General features: G+C 68.1%; 23 protein-coding genes and 3 pseudogenes. 4 read left to right on the top strand and 22 right to left on the bottom strand.

The annotated features are described in order from the left end of the window. The 13 genes and pseudogenes from ASD30_RS18625 to ASD30_RS18565 all read right to left on the bottom strand — a co-directional run. Window positions 1–260 (bottom strand): acyl-CoA dehydrogenase family protein (locus ASD30_RS18625; protein WP_442938250.1); only part of this gene is annotated, 260 nt, incomplete at its 3' end. Between the two features lie 39 nt (window positions 261–299). Further along, window positions 300–693 (bottom strand): annotated as a pseudogene (locus ASD30_RS26965) (acyl-CoA dehydrogenase family protein); the annotation flags it as partial. Window position 694: 1 nt separating this feature from the next. After that, window positions 695–1,242 (bottom strand): annotated as a pseudogene (locus ASD30_RS27615) (acyl-CoA dehydrogenase family protein); the annotation flags it as partial. 47 nt (window positions 1,243–1,289) lie between these two features. Further along, window positions 1,290–1,648: pseudogene (locus ASD30_RS27995) on the bottom strand (acyl-CoA dehydrogenase family protein); the annotation flags it as partial. Window position 1,649: 1 nt separating this feature from the next. After that, on the bottom strand, window positions 1,650–2,052 hold a 403-nt coding region (locus ASD30_RS18605; protein ID WP_235532619.1), incomplete at its 3' end, for an acyl-CoA dehydrogenase family protein. A gap of 11 nt (window positions 2,053–2,063) precedes the next feature. Continuing rightward, window positions 2,064–3,215 carry an acyl-CoA dehydrogenase family protein gene (locus ASD30_RS18600; RefSeq protein ID WP_056684774.1) on the bottom strand — a complete coding sequence of 384 codons (1,152 nt, stop codon included), beginning with the start codon at window positions 3,213–3,215 and terminating at the stop codon, window positions 2,064–2,066. A gap of 1 nt (window position 3,216) precedes the next feature. After that, complete coding sequence (locus ASD30_RS18595) at window positions 3,217–4,086, bottom strand: 3-hydroxyacyl-CoA dehydrogenase family protein (protein ID WP_056684772.1); 870 nt, start codon at window positions 4,084–4,086, stop codon at window positions 3,217–3,219. Between the two features lies 1 nt (window position 4,087). Beyond that, window positions 4,088–4,864, bottom strand: coding sequence for an enoyl-CoA hydratase/isomerase family protein (locus ASD30_RS18590; RefSeq protein WP_056684769.1), 777 nt, complete (start codon window positions 4,862–4,864; stop codon window positions 4,088–4,090). Window positions 4,865–4,866: 2 nt separating this feature from the next. Beyond that, window positions 4,867–6,066 carry a 3-oxoadipyl-CoA thiolase gene (pcaF, locus tag ASD30_RS18585; RefSeq protein ID WP_056684766.1) on the bottom strand — a complete coding sequence of 400 codons (1,200 nt, stop codon included), beginning with the start codon at window positions 6,064–6,066 and terminating at the stop codon, window positions 4,867–4,869. Then, on the bottom strand, window positions 6,063–7,676 hold the full coding sequence (locus tag ASD30_RS18580; RefSeq protein WP_056684763.1) for an AMP-binding protein: 1,614 nt from the start codon (window positions 7,674–7,676) through the stop codon (window positions 6,063–6,065). Before ASD30_RS18580 ends, pcaF begins: the two co-directional genes overlap by 4 nt. A 14-nt stretch (window positions 7,677–7,690) precedes the next feature. Beyond that, window positions 7,691–8,431 (bottom strand): SDR family NAD(P)-dependent oxidoreductase, encoded by a 741-nt coding sequence (locus ASD30_RS18575; RefSeq protein WP_056684759.1) that lies wholly within the window; start codon window positions 8,429–8,431, stop codon window positions 7,691–7,693. Window positions 8,432–8,460: 29 nt separating this feature from the next. Continuing rightward, window positions 8,461–9,606 carry an acyl-CoA dehydrogenase family protein gene (locus tag ASD30_RS18570; RefSeq protein WP_056684756.1) on the bottom strand — a complete coding sequence of 382 codons (1,146 nt, stop codon included), beginning with the start codon at window positions 9,604–9,606 and terminating at the stop codon, window positions 8,461–8,463. Window positions 9,607–9,636: 30 nt separating this feature from the next. Beyond that, on the bottom strand, window positions 9,637–10,434 hold the full coding sequence (locus tag ASD30_RS18565; protein WP_056684753.1) for an enoyl-CoA hydratase-related protein: 798 nt from the start codon (window positions 10,432–10,434) through the stop codon (window positions 9,637–9,639). Between the two features lie 145 nt (window positions 10,435–10,579). On the opposite strand from ASD30_RS18565, the gene ASD30_RS18560 reads away from it, so the two are divergent. Beyond that, window positions 10,580–11,245: a TetR/AcrR family transcriptional regulator gene (locus ASD30_RS18560; protein WP_056684749.1), complete on the top strand. Its 666-nt coding sequence runs from the start codon at window positions 10,580–10,582 to the stop codon at window positions 11,243–11,245. A gap of 12 nt (window positions 11,246–11,257) precedes the next feature. Here ASD30_RS18560 and ASD30_RS18555 read toward each other — a convergent pair whose 3' ends face one another. Beyond that, window positions 11,258–12,589: an MFS transporter gene (locus tag ASD30_RS18555; RefSeq protein WP_056684745.1), complete on the bottom strand. Its 1,332-nt coding sequence runs from the start codon at window positions 12,587–12,589 to the stop codon at window positions 11,258–11,260. 112 nt (window positions 12,590–12,701) lie between these two features. On the opposite strand from ASD30_RS18555, the gene ASD30_RS18550 reads away from it, so the two are divergent. Further along, a complete protein-coding gene (locus ASD30_RS18550) occupies window positions 12,702–13,136 on the top strand; it encodes an FAS1-like dehydratase domain-containing protein (RefSeq protein ID WP_082563937.1) in 435 nt (144 codons plus the stop codon). Then, on the top strand, window positions 13,133–13,480 hold the full coding sequence (locus ASD30_RS18545; RefSeq protein WP_056684740.1) for a MaoC/PaaZ C-terminal domain-containing protein: 348 nt from the start codon (window positions 13,133–13,135) through the stop codon (window positions 13,478–13,480). The genes ASD30_RS18550 and ASD30_RS18545 overlap by 4 nt, the downstream gene beginning before the upstream one ends. Before the next feature lie 51 nt (window positions 13,481–13,531). Here ASD30_RS18545 and ASD30_RS18540 read toward each other — a convergent pair whose 3' ends face one another. From ASD30_RS18540 to ASD30_RS18530, 3 genes are all read right to left on the bottom strand, one after another. Then, window positions 13,532–13,846: a hypothetical protein gene (locus ASD30_RS18540; RefSeq protein ID WP_156393688.1), complete on the bottom strand. Its 315-nt coding sequence runs from the start codon at window positions 13,844–13,846 to the stop codon at window positions 13,532–13,534. Between the two features lie 78 nt (window positions 13,847–13,924). Beyond that, on the bottom strand, window positions 13,925–14,119 hold the full coding sequence (locus ASD30_RS18535) for a CsbD family protein (RefSeq protein WP_056684734.1): 195 nt from the start codon (window positions 14,117–14,119) through the stop codon (window positions 13,925–13,927). 20 nt (window positions 14,120–14,139) lie between these two features. Continuing rightward, the gene (locus tag ASD30_RS18530; RefSeq protein WP_082563936.1) at window positions 14,140–14,811 is read right to left on the bottom strand and encodes a MerR family transcriptional regulator; all 672 of its coding nucleotides are present in this window, start codon (window positions 14,809–14,811) and stop codon (window positions 14,140–14,142) included. Between the two features lie 66 nt (window positions 14,812–14,877). Between ASD30_RS18530 and ASD30_RS18525 the strand changes: the two genes are divergently transcribed. Further along, on the top strand, window positions 14,878–15,279 hold the full coding sequence (locus ASD30_RS18525; RefSeq protein WP_056684728.1) for a hypothetical protein: 402 nt from the start codon (window positions 14,878–14,880) through the stop codon (window positions 15,277–15,279). Between the two features lie 69 nt (window positions 15,280–15,348). Here ASD30_RS18525 and ASD30_RS18520 read toward each other — a convergent pair whose 3' ends face one another. The 5 genes from ASD30_RS18520 to ASD30_RS18500 form a co-directional block, all read right to left on the bottom strand. Next, the gene (locus tag ASD30_RS18520; protein WP_056684726.1) at window positions 15,349–15,537 is read right to left on the bottom strand and encodes a CsbD family protein; all 189 of its coding nucleotides are present in this window, start codon (window positions 15,535–15,537) and stop codon (window positions 15,349–15,351) included. Between the two features lie 182 nt (window positions 15,538–15,719). Continuing rightward, on the bottom strand, window positions 15,720–17,180 hold the full coding sequence (locus tag ASD30_RS18515) for a DEAD/DEAH box helicase (RefSeq protein ID WP_235532618.1): 1,461 nt from the start codon (window positions 17,178–17,180) through the stop codon (window positions 15,720–15,722). Between the two features lie 309 nt (window positions 17,181–17,489). Further along, entirely contained in the window at window positions 17,490–18,929 is a 1,440-nt protein-coding gene (locus tag ASD30_RS18510) for a flavin-containing monooxygenase (RefSeq protein ID WP_056684720.1), read from the bottom strand. Between the two features lie 68 nt (window positions 18,930–18,997). Further along, the gene (locus tag ASD30_RS18505; protein ID WP_056684717.1) at window positions 18,998–19,876 is read right to left on the bottom strand and encodes a hypothetical protein; all 879 of its coding nucleotides are present in this window, start codon (window positions 19,874–19,876) and stop codon (window positions 18,998–19,000) included. Continuing rightward, entirely contained in the window at window positions 19,869–20,465 is a 597-nt protein-coding gene (locus tag ASD30_RS18500; RefSeq protein ID WP_235529981.1) for an RNA polymerase sigma factor, read from the bottom strand. The genes ASD30_RS18505 and ASD30_RS18500 overlap by 8 nt, the downstream gene beginning before the upstream one ends. Window positions 20,466–20,549: the final 84 nt, after the last annotated feature.

Here is a 20,549-nt window from a genome sequence, read left to right as displayed (position 1 = left end):
CGGTAGGCCGACTCGCCGGTGACGGCCTGGCCGATGATCAACTGGTGCACCTCACTGGTGCCCTCATAGGTCAACACCGACTCCAGGTTGTTCGCATGCCGCATCAACGGATACTCCAACGTGATCCCCGCAGCACCCAGGATCGTGCGGCACTCCCGAGCAATCGCGATCGCCTCACGCGTGCTGTTCAACTTCCCCAACGACACCTGCCGATGATCCAACTTGCCCTCGTCCTTCAACCGGCCCAGGTGGATGGCCAACAACATCCCCTTGCCCAGGGACCACCATCAGCAGCGGANCAGGATCGTGCGGCACTCCCGAGCAATCGCGATCGCCTCACGCGTGCTGTTCAACTTCCCCAACGACACCTGCCGATGATCCAACTTGCCCTCGTCCTTSARCCGGCCCAGGTGGATGGCCAACAACATCCCCTTGCCCAGCTCCACCGTCATGTCCGCCAGCTTCGCCTGCGTCAACTGGAACCCCGCCAACGGCYTGTCGAAGATCTCCCGCTCCCGGCTGTAGGCAATCGCGGTCTCCAGACAGTCCCGCGCCGCCCCCAACGCCCCGAACACGATCCCGAACCGCGCCTCRTTCAGACACGACAACGGACCCGACAGACCCACCACACCCGGCAACACCGCATCCGCAGGCAACCGCACCTGATCCAGCACCAACTCACTGGTCACCGAGNTTCAGACACGACAACGGACCCGACAGACCCACCACACCCGGCAACACCGCATCCGCAGGCAACCGCACCTGATCCAGCACCAACTCACTGGTCACCGAGGCCCGCAACGACATCTTCGCCTTGATCTCCGGCGCCGAGAACCCCGGCGTGTCCGTCGGCACCACGAAACCSCGCACACCCTCCTCSGTCTGCGCCCACACCACCGCCACATCGGCCACCGACCCGTTGGTGATCCACATCTTGTTCCCCGACAACACCCAGTCCGTGCCGTCCCGCCTCGCCCGGGTCACCATCCCACCCGGATTCGACCCGAACCCCGGCTCGGTCAACCCGAAACACCCGATCGCCTCACCAGCAGCCATCCGTGGCAACCACGCCAGCTTCTGCTCCTGCGACCCGTGCTTCCAGATCGCGAACATCGCCAACGACCCCTGCACCGACACCAACGACCGCAACCCCGAGTCACCGGCCTCCAGCTCCATGCAGGCCAACCCGTACGCCGTCGCACTGGTACCCGCACACCCATAACCCTCCAGTCCAGCACCAACTCACTGGTCACCGAGGCCCGCAACGACATCTTCGCCTTGATCTCCGGCGCCGAGAACCCCGGCGTGTCCGTCGGCACCACGAAACCGCGCACACCCTCCTCGGTCTGCGCCCAGACCACCGCCACATCGGCCACCGACCCGTTGGTGATCCACATCTTGTTCCCCGACAACACCCAGTCGGTGCCGTCCCGCCTCGCCCGGGTGACCATCCCACCCGGGTTCGACCCGAACCCCGGCTCGGTCAGCCCGAAGCACCCGATCGCCTCACCGGCAGCCATCGCCGGCAACCACGCCTGCTTCTGCTCCTCCGACCCGTGCTTCCAGATCGCGAACATCGCCAACGACCCCTGCACCGACACCAACGACCGCAACCCCGAGTCACCGGCCTCCAGCTCCATGCAGGCCANGACGTACCTCGTGCTCAACGCGGTCGTGATCCAACCACGCCTGCTTCTGCTCCTCCGACCCGTGCTTCCAGATCGCGAACATCGCCAACGACCCCTGCACCGACACCAACGACCGCAACCCCGAGTCACCGGCCTCCAGCTCCATGCAGGCCAACCCGTACGCCGTCGCACTGGTGCCCGCACACCCATAACCCTCCAGATGCATGCCCAACACACCCAACGACCCGAGCTCCTTGGCCAGCTCACGGGCCGGGATCGACGCCGACTCGTACCAACCAGCCAGCTGCGGCTTCACCTTCGACTCGACGTACTTGCGCACCGTGTCGCGGATCGCGACATCCTCCTCCGACAGGAGGGAGTCGGTGTTGACGAAGCCCAACGGGCTCTGCGGTGAGGTGACCATGAGGAGTCCTTTCAGAGGAAGGCGCTGATGCCGGTCTCGGCGCGCCCGATGAGGAGTTTCTGGATCTGGGAGGTGCCTTCGTAGAGCGTCATGACCCGCGCATCGCGCATGTACTTCTGCACCGGGTACTCGTCGACGTACCCGTAGCCACCGAAGGCCTGGATGGCGAGGTTGGCGGCCTTCACGGCCGCCTCGGAGGCGAAGTACTTGGCCTTTGACGCCTCGGTCGCGAACGGGATGCCGCGCTCGATCATGTCCGCGGCCCGCCAGGTGAGCAGTCGCGCCGCATCGGCGTCGATGGAGATCTCGGCGATCATGTCCTGGATCATCTGGAACGACGCGAGCGGACGACCGAACTGCTTGCGCTCCTGGCTGTAGGAGACCACGGCCTCCAGGCAGCCCTGGATGATCCCCGTGCAGCCGGCGCCGACGGAGACCCGGCCCTTGTCGAGGGACTTCATCGCGAGCTTGAAGCCCTCACCCTCGGCTCCGACCATCGCGCTGGCCGGCACCCGGACCTTGTCGAAGCTCAGCTCGGCGGTGGCCTGGCCACGCAGGCCGAGCTTGCCGTGGATCTCGGTGCGGGTGAAGCCGGGAGCGTCGGTGGGCACCAGGAACGCCGAGACGCCCTTCGGGCCGGGCTCGCCGGTGCGGGCGAAGACGATGCACACGTCAGCCCAGGTGCCGTTGGTGATGAAGATCTTGTTGCCCGTGATCAGGTAGTCGCCGCCGTCCCGGACGGCGCGCGTCTTCAGGTTGCCGGCATCCGAACCGGTGTCGGGCTCGGTGAGTCCGAAGCAGCCGAGCTTGGTCCCGTTCGCGATGCCGGGAAGCCATTCCTGCTTCTGCTCCTCGGTGCCATGCTCCAGCACGATCTTGCCGAAGAGGCCCATCGAGACCGACACGATGCCGCGCACCGAGGAGTCGGCCCGCCCGAGCTCCTCCATGCCGATGCAGTAGGTGATGTAGTCGCCGCCGAGGCCGCCGTACTCCTCGGGGATGGTCAGCCCGAAGAAGCCGATCTCCCCGAGCTTCGGGATGATCGCGGTGTCGACGGACTCGCGACGATCCCACTCCGCACGATGCGGCACGACCTCGTTGTCGAGGAACTCCCGGGCCAGCTTCTGGAAGCCGAGCTGGTCCTCGGTCAGGGTCAGGTCCATCTCAGTGGTCTCCTTCTGTGTAGTCGTACCAGCCCTTGCCGGTCTTGCGACCGAGCTCGCCCGCCTCCACCTTCTCGGTGACGCTGCGCGAGGGGGCGTCGGCGGGGTCGCCGGTCTCCTCGAAACGGCCCTGCTTGGTGTAGTAGCCGATGTCGATGCCGGTCAGGTCCATCAACTCGAACGGACCCATCGGGTAGCCCAACGCGGTGCGGGCAGCGGTGTCGATCGCCTCGACCGACGCGTAGCCGCCCTCGAGCAGCCGGATCGCCTCGTCGCGCACGGCACCCAGCAGGCGGTTGGCGATGAACCCGGGGATCTCCTTGTCGAGTACGACGGGGAGCTTGCCGATCCGCTCGGTCAACGCGACGGTCGCATCGACCGTGGCGTCGGAGGTCTGCGGACCTCGCACCACCTCGACGCACCTCATCACCAGGGCAGGGTTGAAGAAGTGCATGTTCACCACCCGGTCGGGGCGGCCGGTGGCATCGGCGATCCTGGAGGGCACGAACGACGACGAGTTGGTGGCCAGGATCGCGTGCTCAGGGGTGAGCCGGTCGAGCTCGGCGAACAGCTCGCGCTTCACGTCGAGCTTCTCCACGGCGGCCTCGATGACGAAGTCGACGCCCTCCGCGGCGGGCGCCAGGTCCGTGTCGAACGTCAACCGGGCGAACGCCGCGTCACGCTCCTCGGCGGAGAGTCGGCCCTTGGCGACATTGCGGTCGACCCGGGCACGCAGCTCGGACTGCGCCTTCTCCAGCGAGGCCTCGGCCAGGTCCTGCACCGCCACCTCGAGGCCGGCCAGCGCACAGACCATGGCGATCTGCGAGCCCATCGCACCCGAGCCGACGACCAAGATCTTCTGGATCTCCATGTCAGCTCCCGGTGAACGCGGGACGGCGCTTGGCGAGGAACGCCTCGGTGCCCTCCCGCTTGTCGTCGGAGGTGTAGAGCAGCGCCTGGGCCAGCCGCTCGACCACCAGGCCGGTGTGCTGGTCGGCGTCCATGCCGGTCCGCACGACGAGCTTGGCCAGCCGGACGGCGAGCGGGCCCTTGGCCAGGATCTGGCCGGCCACCTCGGCGGCCTTCGTCAGCAGGTCACCACGCGGCACGACACTGGTGACCAGCCCGGCTGCCAGCGCCTCGTCGGCCGGCATCATCCGACCGGTCAGGATCATCTCGATGGCGCGCCCGGTGCCGATCAGGCGGGCCAGCCGCTGCGTCCCGCCGGCTCCGGGGAGCACGGAGAGGTTGGTCTCGGGCAGGCCGAAGCGGGCGTTGTCGGAGGCAATGCGGATGTCGCAGGCCATCGCCAGCTCGCAGCCGCCTCCGAGGGCGAACCCGTTGACCGCCGCGACGGTCGGCTTCTCGAACGCCTCGACCTCGTCGTACAGCCTCTGCATCTCGGAGGCCAGCCCGGTGTGCAGTGTGTAGTCGGCAAGCTGGGAGATGTCGGCACCCGCGACGAACGCCTTCTCCCCCGCACCGGTGAAGACGACCGCGCCGATCTTCTCGTCAGTGCGGGCCCGGGCGAGGAAGGCTCGGACGTCGTCCTGCACCTCGCGGCTGACCGCGTTGCGCACGTCGGGGCGGTTGATGGTCACGAACGCCACCGCGTCGGTGACGTCCACGAGCAGGGTGTCGTAGTCCATCGTCAGACTCCTTCGAAGAGCACGGAGATGCCTTGGCCGACGCCGACACACATGGTCGCCAGCGCCCGGCGGGCACCCCGGTCGGACAGTTCCAGGGCCGCGGTCAACGCCAGCCGTGCGCCGCTTGCCCCCAGTGGGTGGCCCAGGGCGATGGCGCCCCCGTTGGGGTTCACGTGGTCGGCGTCGTCGGGCAGGTCGAGTCCGCGCAGCACGGCCAGCGCCTGCGACGCGAACGCCTCGTTCAGCTCGATCACGTCGAGCTCGGTGACCGCCAGGCCCTGTCGGTCGAGCAGCTTGCGGGTCGCGGGCACCGGTCCGACACCCATGGTCCGCGGGGGTACGCCGGCAGACGCACCGGCGGTGACGCGGGCCAGCGGGGTCAACCCGTAGCGCTCGACCGCTGCGGCCGAAGCGACCAGCACGGCCGCGGCGCCGTCGTTGACCCCCGACGCATTGCCCGCAGTCACACTGCCTCCGGCCACGATCGGCCGAAGCGCTGCGAGCTTCTCCAACGAGGTCTGGCGCGGGTGCTCGTCGACGGAGACCACCACGTCGTCGCCGCGCCGCTGCGGGACGGTGACCGCAACGATCTCGCGGGCCAGGCGCCCGTTCACGATCGCCTTCGCCGCGCGCTCCTGCGAGCGCAGGGCGAAGGCATCCTGGTCCTCGCGGGAGATGCCGTGCTCGTCGGCGACGATCTGGGCGGTCGCCGGCATCGAGTCGGTGCCGTACTGCTCGTGCATGCGCGGGTTCACGAAGCGCCACCCGATCGTGGTGTCGTGCACCTCGGTCGCGCGCGACCAGGCGGATCCCGCCTTGGGCAGCACGAACGGCGCCCGGGTCATGCTCTCCACTCCCCCGGCGATCACCAGGTCGGCGTCGCCGGCACGGATGCTGCGGGCCGCGGTGGCCACGGTGTCGAGACCGGACCCGCACAGTCGGTTCATCGTGGTGCCGGGGACCTCGACCGGGAGGTCGGCGAGCAGGGCGGCCATCCGAGCCACGTTGCGGTTGTCCTCGCCGGCCTGGTTGGCGCAGCCCAGGATCACGTCGTCGACGTTCGCCCAGTCCACGGAGGGCAGGGATGCTGCCAGTTCCCGGATCACGTGGGCGGCCAGGTCGTCGGGGCGTACGCCGGCCAGTGCGCCGCCGTACCGTCCGATCGGGGTGCGGACCCCGGCCACCAGGAATGCCTCGGTCATACCTTCACCTGGTCCCTGAGCTGGAACTTCTGGATCTTGCCGCTGGGCGTCTTGGGGAAGTCGGCGAGCACACGCAGGTACTCGGGCCAGTACTGCTTGGCCACGCCCTTGCCCGCGAGGAACTGCTGCATCTCCTCGAAGGTGAAGTCGTCGACGCCGTCCTTGAGGATCACGCAGGCGCAGGCCCGCTCCTGCAGGCGCGGGTCGGGTACGGCGACCAACGCGACCATCTCGAGCTTGGGGCTCTCGTAGAGCACGTTCTCGATGTAGGAGACCGGGATGTTCTCACCACCGCGGATGATCACGTCCTTGGTGCGGCCGGAGAGGCTGACGTAGCCCTCCTCGTCGATCCTGGCGAGGTCACCGGTGTCGAACCAGCCGTCCTCGAAGAGGTCCCGGGTCATCTCGAGACGCTTCGCGTAGCCGACGAAGAGGAACGGGCCGCGCACCTGCAGTCGACCCTCCTCCCCCGCGGGCACCGTCCTGCCTTCCGGATCCACGGTGCGGATCTCCATGCCGGGCCACGGAAAGCCGTCGCGCTCGATGATCTTGTCCTCCGGGTCACCGGGGATGCCGAGCGTGACCAGGCCGTTCTCGGACTGGCCCCAGCCACCGAGCACCACCATGTCCGGCAGCTGCTCCTTGGCCTCGCGCACGATGGCCCGCGGAATCGGGGCCCCCATGCAACAGAATCGGGTGAGCGACGAGAGGTCGTGATCGGCCAGGTTGTCGGCCTGGAGGGTGTCGTGCAGGAACGGAGTGGCTGCCGACGTGTAGCTGATGCCGTGCTCGGCCACCAGCTCGACGAAGCGATGCGCGTCCCACACGTCCTGGAGGACCGCGGTCGCACCGTTCTGCACGTTGAGCCGGGCGCCGTACAGGAACCCGGTCAGGTGGGCCAGTGTCGAGGCCATGTGGAAGACGGTGTCGCTGGTGATCCCGAGCCGCTCCGGCAGCGCGTCGTTGGCGGCGACCACGGTGTTGTGGGTGTGCATCACGCCCTTGGGCTCACCGGTCGTGCCGGAGGTGAAGATCAGCAGGGTGACGTCGTTGGGGTCGGGGCGCATCGTTGCGAGCTCGGTCGCCTCGCGGTCAGTCCGACGGTGGAGGAAGCTGTTCCAGGAGTCCTCACCGTCACCGTCGACGACCAGCACGTGCTCCAGCGCCGGCCAGCCTCCACGCAGCTCCTCGACCATCGCCGGGTAGTCGAACCCACGGAACTCCTGCGGAACGACGATCACCTTCGACTCGGCGAGACCCACCATGAAGCCGACCTCGCGCTGCCGGTAGATCGGGATCAGCGGGTTGCTGATCGCGCCGATCCGGGTGGCGGCGTAGTGCACGACGACCCACTCGATCCAGTTGGGCAGCTGGAAGGACACCACGTCGCCGGGCTGCACCCCCAGGTCGAGCAGCCGGAGCGCGGCCCGGTCGACCTCGTCCTTCAGCCCGGCGTAGGTCACCGACCGTCGGGGGTCCACGAAGGCCACCTTGTCCGGCGTACGGCCGGCCCAGTCGTCGAGGTAGTCGGTGATGGTGCGGTCGAGCCAGTAGCCCTTGCCGGTGTGGTCGGCGACCATCTCGGAGGTCAGGATCGTCTCGAAGCTCATGGCGGGTTCTCCGGTCAGCTCATGGTGAGACCGCCGCTGACGCTGACGGTCTGGCCGGTGACGAAGTTGGCTTCGTCGGAGGCGAGGAAGGCGACGACGTTGGCGAGGTCCGAGGGCTGCCCGAGGCGCTTGAACGGGATCGCCCTGGTGAGCGCCTCGCGCAGCTTGTCGCCGCCCATGGAGGCGAACAGTGCGGTGTCGGTGGGGCCGGGGCACACGCAGTTGACGTTGACCTGGCTGCGCGCCATCTCGCGGGCCGAGGCCTTGGTGAACGCGATGACGCCACCCTTCGCGGCCGAGTAGACCGCCTCGCCCGAGGAACCCACCCGACCGGCGTCGGAGCCGAGGTTGACCACGGAGCCGAAGCCCTGCTCGGCCATGATCGGCAGCACCGCCTTGGAGGTGTTGAGCACTCCGTAGAGGTTGATCTGGATGATGCGGTCCCAGGTCTCACGCTCGGAGTCGACGAACGCCTCACCCTTGTCCCAGCCGGCGTTGTTGACGAGGACGTCGATGCGGCCGAACTGGTTCCTCACCTGGTCGACCATGACGTCGACCGACTCCGGGGAGGTCACGTCGGTGCGGATACCGACGGAGTCGTTGCCCAGGCTGTCGGCGGTCTCCTTGGCGGTGGCCTCGTTGATGTCGGTCACCACCACGGTGGCACCCTCGGCCGCGAGCTTCTCCGCGATGGCCTTGCCGATGCCTTGCCCGGCGCCGGTCACGATCGCGATCTTCTTGTCGAGCTTTCCCATGGTTGAACTCCTTGGTCTGGTGTCGGTGGTCAGGGCGCGTAGGCGCGGCCGAGCAGGTCGCGGGAGATGACCAGCTTCGACACCTGGGCGGTGCCGTCGCCGATCTCGAGGCCGATCACGTCGCGCAGCCGCTGGCCGACCGGGCTCTCGGTCGAGTAGCCCAGGTGCCCGAGCGTGAGCAGGCACTGGTGGATCACGTCGACCGACAGCTTCGGCGCCCAGAACTTCGCCATCGCGGCCTCGGCCGAGTGCTCGAGGTCGTTGTCCTTCTTCCAGAGCGCCTCGAGGCAGACGTGTCGGGCGCCGGTGATGTACGTCGCGTGCTCCGCGAGTGGGAACGCCACCCCCTGGAACTTGCCGATCGGCTGCCCGAACGCTTCGCGATCACGCGCCCACTGGGTGGCCTCGTCGAGGGAGGCCTGGGCAGCGCCGAGGCAGGCCAGGCCGATGATCGCCCGGGAGTAGTCGAAGCCCTGCATCACCGAGACGAAGCCGTCGCCCTCGTTGCCGATCAGGTCGGCGCGGGTGACCGGCGTACCGTCGAAGTGCAACGACGCGCGGCCGATGGCGCGGCTGCCGAGGTCGTCGAACGCGGCCCGGCCGACGCTCTCGTGGCCGAGGTCGACCCAGAAGGCGCTGACGCCCCTGGCCCCGGGACCACCGGTGCGGGCGAGCACCACGGCGCGGTCGGCCGCCATGCCCAGGGTGATGGAGGTCTTCTCCCCCTGGAGCTTCCAGCCGTCGCCGTCGGGCACCGCCTTCAGCTCCAGGCTGGCCGCATCGGTGCCGTGGCCCGGCTCGGTGATGCAGATGCACGGCACGGTGGTGCCGTCGGCGATGCCGGGCAGCCAGGCCGCCTTCTGCTCGTCCGTCGCATTCCGGACGATCACGTCGCTGATCAGGGCGGTGTTGATGATGACGTACGTCGCGTTGAAGTCGGCGCGACCCACTTCTTCAGCCGCCAGTCCGGCGATCACGGCGGTGGCCGCCTGCCCGCCGTACTCCTCGGGAATGCGGAGTCCGGTCAGCCCGAGCCCTGCCATGTCGAGCGCGAGCTGGCGACGGAACTCAGCCGCCTTGTCGTCGCTCTGGTAGTGCGGGGCGAGCACCTTCTCCGCGAACCGGCGCACCTCCGTACGGAAGGCGTCCTGCTCCTCGTCGAGTGAGTAGTCCATGACCGTCTCTCCTTGCCTCGAGTCGCGGAATCAGTGCCAGTTGGCGTGCTTGGCGAACTCGGGAGCGCGCTTCTCGGAGAAGGCTGCGGCGCCCTCGAGGCCCTCGGGCGCGGCGACGAAGAGGTCGAGCGCCGACATGGCCAGGTTGGACAGACCGCCCTGGTGGTCGGTGTCGGCGTTGAACGACTGCTTGAGGAAACGGATCGCGGTGGGGCTCTGCCTACCGATGTCGGCGGCGACCTTCTTCGCCTCGTTCATCAGGTCACCGGCGGGGACGACCCAGTTGACCAGGCCCCAGTCCTCGGCCGTCTTCGCGTCGTACTGCCGGGTGAGGTACCAGATCTCGCGGGCCCGCTTCTCGCCCACGACCCTGGCCAGGAAGGCCGAGCCGTAGCCGGCGTCGAAGGAGCCGACCCGCGGGCCGGCCTGGCCGAACTTCGCGGTGTCGGCGGCAATGGTCAGGTCTGCCAGCACGTGGAGCACGTGTCCCCCACCGACCGCGATGCCGTTGACCGCGGCGATGACGGGCTTGGGGATGTCGCGGATCGCCTTGTGCAGGTCGCCGATCATGAAGCGGCCGGACTCGCTCGGGCCGTAGTCACCGGTCTCGGCACGCTGCTTCACGTCTCCGCCGGTGCAGAAGGCCTTCTCGCCGGCACCGGTGAGGATCACCGACTGCACCTGCGTGTCGGCCCACGCCAGCTGGAAGGCCTTGAGCAGTTCCTCCACGGTCTGGGCGCGGAACGCGTTGTAGCGGTGGGGGCGGTTGATCGTGACGATCGCCGCGGTGTCCTCAACGACGTAGGTGATGTCTTCGAAGTTCGTCATGTCGGCGACCTTTCGGATCGAGTGGCTGCGGGGAAATGAATCTTGGTTCACTGCGAATGAATCTAGATTCATTTCATGGACCGTGTCAAGGGGATCCATGCGATAAAGTGAATGGCAGTTCATTTTCGAAGCCCCAGGAGACCGCATGTCGATCGACACCGATCCCGCCGAGGCGGCACGCCAGGCCCGTGCCGAGCAGCGCAGCGCGCAGCTGCTCGAGGCGGCAGCACGCCTGATGGACCGCGACGGTCCTGAGTCGGTGTCGATGCAGTCCCTCGCCACCGAGGCCGGGGTGAGCGTCGGGCTGATCTACCGCTACTTCGGCGGCAAGGACGAGCTGCTGCTGGCCGTGATCCTCAACGTCCTGGACGCATTCGGCACCGAGGTCCCCAAGGCGATGGACGAAGCCGGCGAGGATCCGGTCCATCGCCTGGCCGCAGGGGTGCGCGCGCTCTGCGAGGTCATCGACGACCAGCGCTACGCCGTCGTCCTGACCTACCGCGCGACCAAGCAGCTCAGCCCGGAGGGACGCCACCGCATCATGGAGCTCGAGCTCTCCACGATGGAGCCACTCCGCGAAGCCCTGCGGGCCGGCCAGAAGAGCGGCGCCTTCGAAGTCATCGACGTCGACCTCGAGACCTACAACGTGCTGCTGCTGACGCACTCCTGGGCCCTCAAGCACTGGTACTACGAGCGGCGCTACACCGTCGAGGAGTTCGCCACCATGCAGACCGCGATCGCCCTGCGGGCACTCATCCCGCCACGCCAGCGCCGCAAGTACGCCGCCCTGCTCGGCAACGCCGGCGCCTGAACCCGACGTCGGTCATGCCACCACGGCCGGCACTCCGCTCGCGGTCGCACCCGAACCATCCAGCACCTTGGCCCGAGTGTCACTCAGGCGAGCCACGCAAGCGATGCTGAGCAGGCCCATGGCGGCCAGGTAGATGCCGATGGACGGCGTGCCGAAACGTGCAGCCAGGCTGGCGGCAATGACCGGCGGGATGGACCCGCCCAGGATGCCGGCCAGGCTGTAGGCCACGCCGGCCCCCGTGTAGCGGTAGCGGGTGGCGAACAGCTCCGGCACGTAGGAGCCGACAGGGCCGTAGATCAGGCCGACACCCACCATGGTGAGGCTGAGCGCCGCAGTGAAGCTGACCGCGCCGGAGCCGTCCAGGATCCGGAAGACGACCAGTGCCCAGCCGGTGGCGAAGACGTTCCCGGCAATCACGAGTGTCTTGCGTCCCACCCGGTCGGACAGCTTGGCGGCGACGATCGTGGTGACCGCGAAGACCACACCGGCAACGATGTTGCTCGTCAGCACCGCGGTGCGCTCGAGACCGAGCTCGGTCGACGCGTAGCTGGTCAGGTAGCTGACGCCCAGGTAGAAGGACGCGAAGAGGATCGTCAGGGCACCGGCGACCAGGAGCACCTCGCGCCACTGGTGACGGAAGACGTCAGCGAACGGCAGCCGGACCACGGCGTCGCTGCTGCGGACCTTCTTGAACGACGTCGTCTCCTCGATGGTCAGCCTGATCCAGAGGCCCACCGCAATCAGTGCGATGCTCACCAGGAACGGGATACGCCACCCCCAGGCCATGAACTGACCGTCGGTCAGGAACAGTGCGGCTGCCAGGTACGTCGCACTGGAGAGGACCAGGGCGATGCCCGGGCCGAGCTGGGGGTACATGCCGTAGTGGCCCCGCTTGGCGGCGGGAGCATTCTCCGCCGTGAGGAGGGCGGCACCGGCCCACTCACCCCCGACGGCGAGGCCTTGGGCCAGGCGCATCAGGACCAGGATGACCGGCGCAGCCACCCCGATCGTTCCGGCGGTCGGCAGGACGCCGACGACGAGCGTGGCGATGCCCATCAGCAGCAAGCTGACCACGAGGGTTCGCTTCCGACCGATACGGTCGCCGTAGTGCCCGAACACCACGGCACCCAGCGGCCGCGCGACGAACGCGACACCGAAGGTGGCGAACGACGCGATCAGCGCCGCCGCGGAGCCGAGGCCGGGAAAGAAGAGCGTGGGGAAGACCAGTGCTGCGGCCGTGCCGTAGATGTAGAAGTCGTACCACTCGATCGTGGTTCCCGAGAGGCTGGCGAAGGCGACTCGGCGCATCTGCGCCGCGCCGAGTTCCTGCTGTGAATCGGACATGGGTCTCTCCAGATGTGTGAGATGAATCTCAGTTCATAGCGAGTGAACCTAAGTTCATTTCTGATGGGGTGTCAACGAGACGCCGACACCGCCTCACTTCAGGGAGTCACCGATGGGCACGCAGACCGACCCCGCACCGGAAGTCGCCTCGGTCCGGATCACACGTGATGGAGTTCGAGATTTCTCAACCAGCATTGGGGAAACGCGACCGATGTATCACTCCGTCCGATCCGCTCGAGCCGGCGGACATCCCGACCTCCTGGTGCCGCCGACCTACCTCTTCGGTCTCGCGCTACGGACCGGTAATGCGTTCGGGTGGGCCACTGAGAGGGGCTTCGACATGGCCCGAGCGCTGCACGGCGAGCAGTCCTTCGACTACGCCGAGATGGTGTACGCGGGAGACACGGTCACCCTCTCCTCGACGTGCAGTCAGGTCGAGCAGCGTGCCAGGTTCCAACGGATCGCTCGCACGACCGAGGTCTCGCGCGGAGGGCGCCCGGTCGCTCGACTCGTGACCCTCCTCCTGTGCCCGGAGGTGGCTTCGTGAGGCTCGAAGCTCCCACCATCACCCGGGAGACGCTCGCGGCGTTCGCCGCCGCCTCCGGTGATGGCAATCCCGTGCACCTGGACCCGGAGGCTGCCCGGGCAGCAGGTCAGCCCGACGTGTTCGCGCACGGCATGCTGTCGATGGCCTGGCTCGGACGTCTGGTCACCTCGGCGTTTCCGCAGGCACGACTCGCCGGCCTGACGGTGCGTTTCACGGCGGTGACTCCGCTGGGCGCCGAGCCGGTCTTCACGCTCGAGCGCGTCGACGAGACCTCAGTGTGCCTGCGCGGGGAGCTCGCCGACGGCACCGTGACCGTGGTGGGCCGGGCAACCCTGCACGTCTGAGTCAGGCCGGACCTGTCGCACCCGTCGTGGGACGGCGGACCCAGCCGCGGGTCACACGCGGTTGGTGTGTTCGGCGATCGACACGGCGAAGCGCTGTTCGAGGTGTGTGCCGTCCACGAGGGCGTCACCGAGCGCCTCGTGGACGGGGTGGGTTCCAGTGGGGTCGACGAGTCGGTGGGCCTTGTGGGGTGAGCGCCAGACATGGGTGCCTGGCCTGGGTTCTCGCACGGTGAACTGGGCGTGGGTCTTCACCCGGTGTTGGTAGCGGCCCAGTAGGGCGGAGTTGTGGACACCGGTCTGGGCCGATGGCGCCGTCGGGTCGTGGTCGTAGGGAGCGGGGTGGTCGTAGTCGACGCGTCGGCTCACGGTCGCAGCGCGCACCGCAATCCACGAGAGCGCAGCGCGCGTTCCTCGGCCAACGCGAGCACGACGGACTGACCAAGGTCAGGACTTGAAGCCGTCCTTCACGTCGTCGATCGCGTCCTTTGCCTTCTCTCCGGCGTTCTTGAAACTCGCCTCGGCCTGGTCACCCTTGCCCTCGGCCTCGAGCTCTTCATCGCCCTTGGCCTTGCCGGTGGATTCCTTCACCTTGCCCTTGGCATCCTGCATTGCGTTCTTGGCCTTGTCCGCGAGGCTCATCTGATGCTCCTTCTCAGTGGTCAGCGTCTCTTCCCGGTCACTGGCGCGGTACCCAGAGACGTGCGCGGCATGCGGGCGAAGCGCCGCGCCGAGAGGTCCTCGTGCGCCAGACGCCGCAGGGTCAGCAGGACGGGCTCGGCGAGCACAGTGCCGATCACGGCGTACGTCGCCGCGCCCTCGCGACTGACGTCGGACATGCCGGCGATCTCGTTCTTCGCGACGTCGGCGGCCGCGTCCGCATAGGCCGCCAGCGCCTCCGCGTCCAGCCCCTGGCCGGCGGCATCGAGCGCGTCGAGAGCAGCGGCCAGGGCCTCGGCATGCCTTCCACCATTGGTGACCTTCCAGCGCCGGGACTTGATCATCCGCGCCACGAGCTCGCGCGACTCCTCGCTCGGCTGGCGGCTCGGGACCGGCGACAGCTCCTCGTGCGCACTGGCAAGTACGTCGTGCAGGTCGGCCTTGGTGTCGTCGACGGCGTCGATCACCGCACGCACCCGATCGAGGCCCATCCCCGCCACGTCGACCAGGGCACGGATCAGGCGGAGTCGCTCGACGTGGCGTTCGTCGTACACCGCTCGGGTGGCGCCGGTGGCCACGCCCGGAGGCAGCAGCTTCTCGCGCAGGTAGAACTTCACGGTCGGCACTGGCACGCCGCTGCGCTCGGAGAGCTCGGACATCCACATGGCAAACATCTTGACATTGGACAGCCACCTATCCAACTATTGGATAGTCCAGTATCCAAACGAGGAGAGGTCGCCATGTCCGACGAATCCCGCATCCTTGCCGGCATCCTGCTGCTCTCGCTGGTCACCGTCGAGACCGGCGGCGCCTACATGCTGGCGATCGTGCGCGGCAAGGTGCCGGCGACGCCGTTCCAGGAGAAGTTCGCCAGGGCCGGCCACGCGCATGCCGGCGTACTGCTGCTGCTCGGCCTTCTCTGCCAGCTCCTCGCCGACGCCACCACGCAGACCGGCTTCTTCGACTGGCTCTCCCGGGCGGCGGTGCCGATCGCGGCACTGCTGATGCCCGGCGGGTTCTTCTTCGCCTCGATGGGCAAGGGACGCACCGAGCCCAACGGTTTCATGGCCATGGTCGTCGTCGGCGCCGTCGTGCTGGCCGCGGGCCTGCTCAGCCTGGGCATCGGCCTGTTGACGGCCTAGAGAACGCAAGAACGTGTGGGTTCTGACTCATCTGGTACGTCAGAACCCACACGTTGTCCGATCAACGGATCAGAACTTGTCCTTCAGGTCGTTGCCGAGGTCCTTGGCCTTCTCGCCGGCGTCCTTGACGCTGGCCTCGGCCTGGTCGGACTTGCCGTCGGCCTCGAGACTGTCGTTGCCGGTGACGTCTCCGACGGCTTCCTTCACCTTGCCGATTGCGTCTTCGGCTGCGTTCTTGGCCTTGTCGATGAAGCTCATGGCGTCGTGCTCCTTCTCGCTGGGTCAGTAGGTCGACTCCAGTCCAGCACGGTCACCCTCAGAGTCAAGGGACACCGAATGAACAACGTCCTGCGTCGTGGTTGCCCGAGCAACCGTGACGGCAGGACGTTGTCGTGGTTGACCAAGCAACCGTGACGCAGGACGTCGTGAAGGGTCTGAGGTCAGCGGCGACCGCTGCTGAAGGAGGCCGCGCTGTGCGAGCCGCCCCCAGCCGATGCGCCGCCGGACGCGCCACCGCTGCGACCACGCGAGCGGCTGCGGTTGCCGCCGCCGCTGCCGTTGCCCGAGGGCTTGCCGGCACCGGCACCACCGCTGCGCGCGGAGCTGCCGCGCGACGAGGAGCCGCCGCTGTTGCCGCCGGAACGCGCGCCACCGTTGGTCTTGGCGGCACCGCCACGCGAACGACGCGGACGACCGCCACCGGACTTGCCGCCCGAGCCCGAGCCGGAACCGGCCGAGCCCATGTTGTTGCCGCCGGACTCGATGACCAGGCCTCCGGGCGTCAGGCGCTCACCGGGGGCGAGCTGCTCGAGGATCGGGTGGGCCGCACCATTGAGGCGGGTCGTGGTCGGCTTGATGCCCGCGGCCCGGGTCAGCGCGCGCACGTCGCCGACCTGGTCGTCGGTCATCAACGTGATGACCGTGCCCTCGGCGCCGGCTCGCGCCGTACGGCCGGAGCGGTGCAGGTAGGCCTTGTGCTCGGCCGGCGGGTCCGCGTGCACGACGAGCGCGACGTCATCGACGTGGATGCCGCGGGCGGCGACGTCGGTGGCGACGAGCGTGGTGGCCTTGCCGGCGTGGAACGCATCCATGTTGCGGGTGCGCGCGTTCTGGCTGAGGTTGCCGTGCAGGTCGACCGTCGGGATGCCGTTCTTGTTGAGCTGACGGGCCAGCGCCTTGGCGCCGTGCTTGGTGCGGGTGAAGATCACCGTGCGGCCGGGGGCACTGGCCAGGTCGGCGAGCACCGGCACGCGGTGTTCGCGGTTCAGGTGCAGCACGTGGTGGCTCATCTGCGAGACCGGCGACTGCGCCGAGTCGGCCTGGTGGGTCTTCGGGTTGTGCAGGAACTGCTTGACCAGCGTGTCGATCGCGTTGTCGAGCGTCGCGGAGAACAGCAGGCGCTGGCCGTTGGTCGGCGTCTGCTTGAGCAGGCGGCGTACGGCGGGCAGGAAGCCCAGGTCGGCCATGTGGTCGGCCTCGTCGAGGATGGTGACCTCGACGTCGCCGAGGGTGCAGTGCCCCTGGGCGATGAGGTCCTCGAGGCGACCCGGGCAGGCCAGCACGATGTCGACGCCGTTGCGCAGGCCCTGGACCTGCGGGTTCTGGCCGACACCACCGAAGACGGTCTGCGTGGACAGGCCGAAGACCTTGGCCAGCGGCTTGAGCGACTCGTTGATCTGGCCGACCAGCTCACGCGTGGGGGCCAGGATCAGCGCGCGGGGCGCCTTGGTGCGGGGCTTGCGGTTGGACGCGGCGAGGCGCGCCACCAGCGGCAGCGCGAACGCGAACGTCTTGCCGGAGCCGGTGCGGCCACGGCCGAGGACGTCGCGGCCGGCCAGCGAGTCAGGAAGCGTGGCGGCCTGGATGGGAGTGGGGACGGTGATGCCGAGATCGTTGAGCACGGCCACGAGATTCGCGGAAACGCCGAGATCGCCGAAAGAGGGCACAGTTGAAGCAGTAGACAAGAGAAGTAGTCGCTATCCGTTGGTGTGTCTCACCAAACAGTCACGAACCCCGAGGTTCGGAAGGCAGCGCATGAAAGGCGAATCCCACTGGAGGGCTCCGCGCGCCGGCGACCCGAGGCAAGACTCAACGGGTTGCTATTTACAAGGATAGGGCACACAAGCCCCATTGGTGGCATCCAGTGACCAGTCACACAGCGTTGATCAGACAGAACGTTGATCAGACTCAGGCTGATCGGCTGCACAGGGTCAGCGGAACTGCAGGACCCCGTCGTCGAGGTCGGTCCTGCGGATCGTGCGGACGTCGTGGAACCAGCTCTGCTTCAGCTTCCACGGCTCGACGTCGCCCTGCTTGGGCAGCTCGTCGAGCGAGCGCAGCACGTAGCCGGCCTCGAAGTCCATGAACGGCTCTTCCCCGACACCCGCCTGGCGCACGGGTACGACGGTGCGCGCGCCGACCTCGGTCATGTGTTGGAGCAGCCGGCAGACGAACTCGGCGACCAGGTCGGCCTTGAGCGTCCACGACGCGTTCGTGTAGCCGACCGTGTAGGCGAAGTTGGGCAGGTCGCTGAGCATCAGCCCGCGGTAGGCCATCGTCGAGGGCGCGTCGAGCTTCTCGCCGTCGACGGTCACCTCGACACCGCCGAACAGGCGCAGGTTGAGGCCGGTCGCGGTGATGATGATGTCGGCCTCGAGCTCCGCACCCGAGCCCAGACGCAGGCCGGTCTCGGTGAACGTGTCGATGGTGTCGGTGACGACCTCCGCCTTGCCGTGGCGGATCGCACGGAACAGGTCGCCGTTCGGCACCAGGCACAGGCGCTGGTCCCACGGGCCGTACGTCGGCTTGAAGTGCACGTCGACCGGATAGCCCTCGGGCAGCTGCTTCTGGTTCAGCCGGCGGATCAGTCGGCGTACCAGCCTGGGCTGCTTCTGGCTGACGTTGTAGAGCGCACTGGCCTGGGCGATGTTCTTGATCCGGGTGACGTTGTACGCCGCCTGCCGGGGCAGCACCTTGCGCAGTCCGAGCGCGAGCGGGTCGCGGGCCGGCAGCGAGAGGATGTACGTCGGCGAGCGCTGCAGCATGGTGATCTTGGCGGCGTCGTCCGCCATCGCCGGGACCAGCGTCACCGCGGTCGCTCCGGAGCCGATCACGACGACCTTCTTCCCGGCGTACGTCAGGTCCGCCGGCCAGTGCTGCGGGTGCACGATCTCGCCACGGAAGCGCTCGCGGCCCGTGAACTCGGGCGTGTAGCCCTCGTCGTAGTTGTAGTAGCCGGTGCACGACCAGAGGAATGACGCGGTGTAGGTCTTCGACTCGTCGCCCTCGTCGACGGCCACCCGCCAGGTCGCCGACTCGGAGTCCCAGTCGGCCGAGGTGACGTGCTGGTCGTAGCGGATCCGCTCGTCGACGCCGTACTCCCGCGCGGTCTCGCGGACGTAGTCGAGGATCGAGGCGCCGTCGGCCAGCGCCTTGTCGCCGAGCCACGGCTTGAACCTGTAGCCGAGCGTGTACATGTCGGAGTCGGACCGCACGCCCGGGTAGCGGAAGAGGTCCCACGTGCCACCGCTGGACGGCCGCCGCTCGAGGACGAGGTAGGTCTTGTCGGGTTGGCGCGTGGCCAGGGTGGCGGCGGCGCCGATCCCCGAGAGACCGGCACCGATGATGAGGACGTCGACGTGTTCGCTCACCCGACCGAGGCTACTGAATGTTATTCAATTAGGGAAGGTCAATGGCAGAAGGGTCGACTCGCGACCGCTCAGCAACCGTGGTTGATCTGGGCACAGGTGTCCTGGCCCCATTGCAGGTCGTACGAGGCGGTCGTGCCGTCGTCGAAGGTCACCTGGACCCGCACCGGCTCGGTCTCGGCCGTCTGGTCCACCAACGGACCGCTCGTGGCCACGTAGGTCATCAGCCACATGTCCTTGCCGATCACCGCGTCCTGCGTGTGGCCGTCGGGGAACGTGTAACTGATCGACGCGACGTCGGGCAGCGTCGGCCCGCCGGCGACGTACTGCCCCACCAGGTGGTCGTCCATGGAGTAGTTCTGGCTGAGCGCGTAGGTCTGCTTCGACCAGACGTCGTTGGTCGAACGGTTGCCGATCAGGGTCGGCACACCCCCGTCGGAGGTGGCAGCCCAGTCGTCGCAGATCACCCAGGTCGCCCCGTCGGTCCACAGCTGTGCCGTGCCCTCGTCGTACGTCGTGCTGCCGGCGAGCCGCGCGGCCGAGAGGAGGTTGCCGACCTCGTCCGCACAGGGGACGGGCGGCTCCACCCGCATTTCGTTCTCGGGGATCTTCGCCGTGGTCGAACCCCGGCCGGGCATCGTCGACGCCGGCGGGTCCGGCGCCTTCACCGTCGGGTCCGGGTCGCTGGCCGTGCCGGACCCTGCGGGCGCGATCTCGCCGGAGCGGTCCCGGCCGTCGTCGTCGCCGTTCAGGAACAGGCCGGCCCCCAACGCGGCGATGCCGACCATGGCGGCCGCGGCGACGGTCGGCACGAGCCACGCGTGGCGCGGCCGGTCGGCGTCGGAGCGGCCGATCGCCTCGGTCAGCTCGGCACGCATGCGCGCCTTCGACTGCTCGTCGAGCGGACGCTCGGGAGGCAGTTGGTCGTCAGTCGGGTTGTGGTCAGTCATGGTCGTTCTCCCCTTCGGAGACTGCTGCGTGGAGCCGCCGCCTCGCCCGCGAGAGACGCGAGCGCACGGTTCCGACGGGTATGCCGAGTGCCGCCGCTGCCTGCTCGTAGGTCAGCTCGGACCACACGACCAGGGAGAAGATCTCCTGGTCGCGGCGCGGCAGGCCCTCATGAGCGGTCAGCAGTGCAGCCATCCGGCGTTCGTCGTCCAGGCGGCCGATGACCGCCTCGGCATGGTCAGGAGAGTCGGCATCGACGGGCAGACGTCGTACGGCGGCGAGGTGCCGGCGTTGCTTGCGATTGAGGTTGCGGCACACGTTGGTGGCGATGCCGTAGAGCCACGGCAGCGCCGACGAGTCGTGCAACATCACGCGTTCACGCCCGCGCCAGGCCTCGAGAAAGACCGTGGAGGTCGCGTCCTGTGCGGCATCCCACGACGCCGTACGACGGAAGCAGTGGTTGTAGATGCGGTCGGCGTACCTGTCGAACAGGATGCCGAGCGCGGATCCTTCACCGTTGCGCAAGCCGTCGACCAGCTCATTGTCGCTGAGCTCAGCCATGTCGATGCCCCCGAAGATGCTTGTCACCATGCCCTGTTTGTGTCCGCAGGTGGACAAGAGTTCCAACGATTCTGCGACCGCAGGGGCGAGGGCGGCAACCAGCGTTCACTTGAA

The sequence above is a fragment of the Nocardioides sp. Root140 genome, assembly GCF_001426745.1.
GTDB lineage: Bacteria > Actinomycetota > Actinomycetes > Propionibacteriales > Nocardioidaceae > Nocardioides.
This window is presented reverse-complemented; position numbering and strand designations above follow the sequence as displayed.

What these genes read in the sequence shown, in the direction of transcription:
- ASD30_RS18600 (WP_056684774.1), bottom strand. Translation starts at nt 3,215, where the DNA reads ATGGACCTGACCCTGACCGAGGACCAGCTCGGCTTCCAGAAGCTGGCC.
- ASD30_RS18595 (WP_056684772.1), bottom strand. Translation starts at nt 4,086, where the DNA reads ATGGAGATCCAGAAGATCTTGGTCGTCGGCTCGGGTGCGATGGGCTCG.
- ASD30_RS18590 (WP_056684769.1), bottom strand. Translation starts at nt 4,864, where the DNA reads ATGGACTACGACACCCTGCTCGTGGACGTCACCGACGCGGTGGCGTTC.
- pcaF (WP_056684766.1), bottom strand. Translation starts at nt 6,066, where the DNA reads ATGACCGAGGCATTCCTGGTGGCCGGGGTCCGCACCCCGATCGGACGG.
- ASD30_RS18580 (WP_056684763.1), bottom strand. Translation starts at nt 7,676, where the DNA reads ATGAGCTTCGAGACGATCCTGACCTCCGAGATGGTCGCCGACCACACC.
- ASD30_RS18575 (WP_056684759.1), bottom strand. Translation starts at nt 8,431, where the DNA reads ATGGGAAAGCTCGACAAGAAGATCGCGATCGTGACCGGCGCCGGGCAA.
- ASD30_RS18570 (WP_056684756.1), bottom strand. Translation starts at nt 9,606, where the DNA reads ATGGACTACTCACTCGACGAGGAGCAGGACGCCTTCCGTACGGAGGTG.
- ASD30_RS18565 (WP_056684753.1), bottom strand. Translation starts at nt 10,434, where the DNA reads ATGACGAACTTCGAAGACATCACCTACGTCGTTGAGGACACCGCGGCG.
- ASD30_RS18560 (WP_056684749.1), top strand. Translation starts at nt 10,580, where the DNA reads ATGTCGATCGACACCGATCCCGCCGAGGCGGCACGCCAGGCCCGTGCC.
- ASD30_RS18555 (WP_056684745.1), bottom strand. Translation starts at nt 12,589, where the DNA reads ATGTCCGATTCACAGCAGGAACTCGGCGCGGCGCAGATGCGCCGAGTC.
- ASD30_RS18550 (WP_082563937.1), top strand. Translation starts at nt 12,702, where the DNA reads ATGGGCACGCAGACCGACCCCGCACCGGAAGTCGCCTCGGTCCGGATC.
- ASD30_RS18535 (WP_056684734.1), bottom strand. Translation starts at nt 14,119, where the DNA reads ATGAGCCTCGCGGACAAGGCCAAGAACGCAATGCAGGATGCCAAGGGC.
- ASD30_RS18530 (WP_082563936.1), bottom strand. Translation starts at nt 14,811, where the DNA reads ATGTTTGCCATGTGGATGTCCGAGCTCTCCGAGCGCAGCGGCGTGCCA.
- ASD30_RS18525 (WP_056684728.1), top strand. Translation starts at nt 14,878, where the DNA reads ATGTCCGACGAATCCCGCATCCTTGCCGGCATCCTGCTGCTCTCGCTG.
- ASD30_RS18520 (WP_056684726.1), bottom strand. Translation starts at nt 15,537, where the DNA reads ATGAGCTTCATCGACAAGGCCAAGAACGCAGCCGAAGACGCAATCGGC.
- ASD30_RS18505 (WP_056684717.1), bottom strand. Translation starts at nt 19,876, where the DNA reads ATGACTGACCACAACCCGACTGACGACCAACTGCCTCCCGAGCGTCCG.
- ASD30_RS18500 (WP_235529981.1), bottom strand. Translation starts at nt 20,465, where the DNA reads ATGGTGACAAGCATCTTCGGGGGCATCGACATGGCTGAGCTCAGCGAC.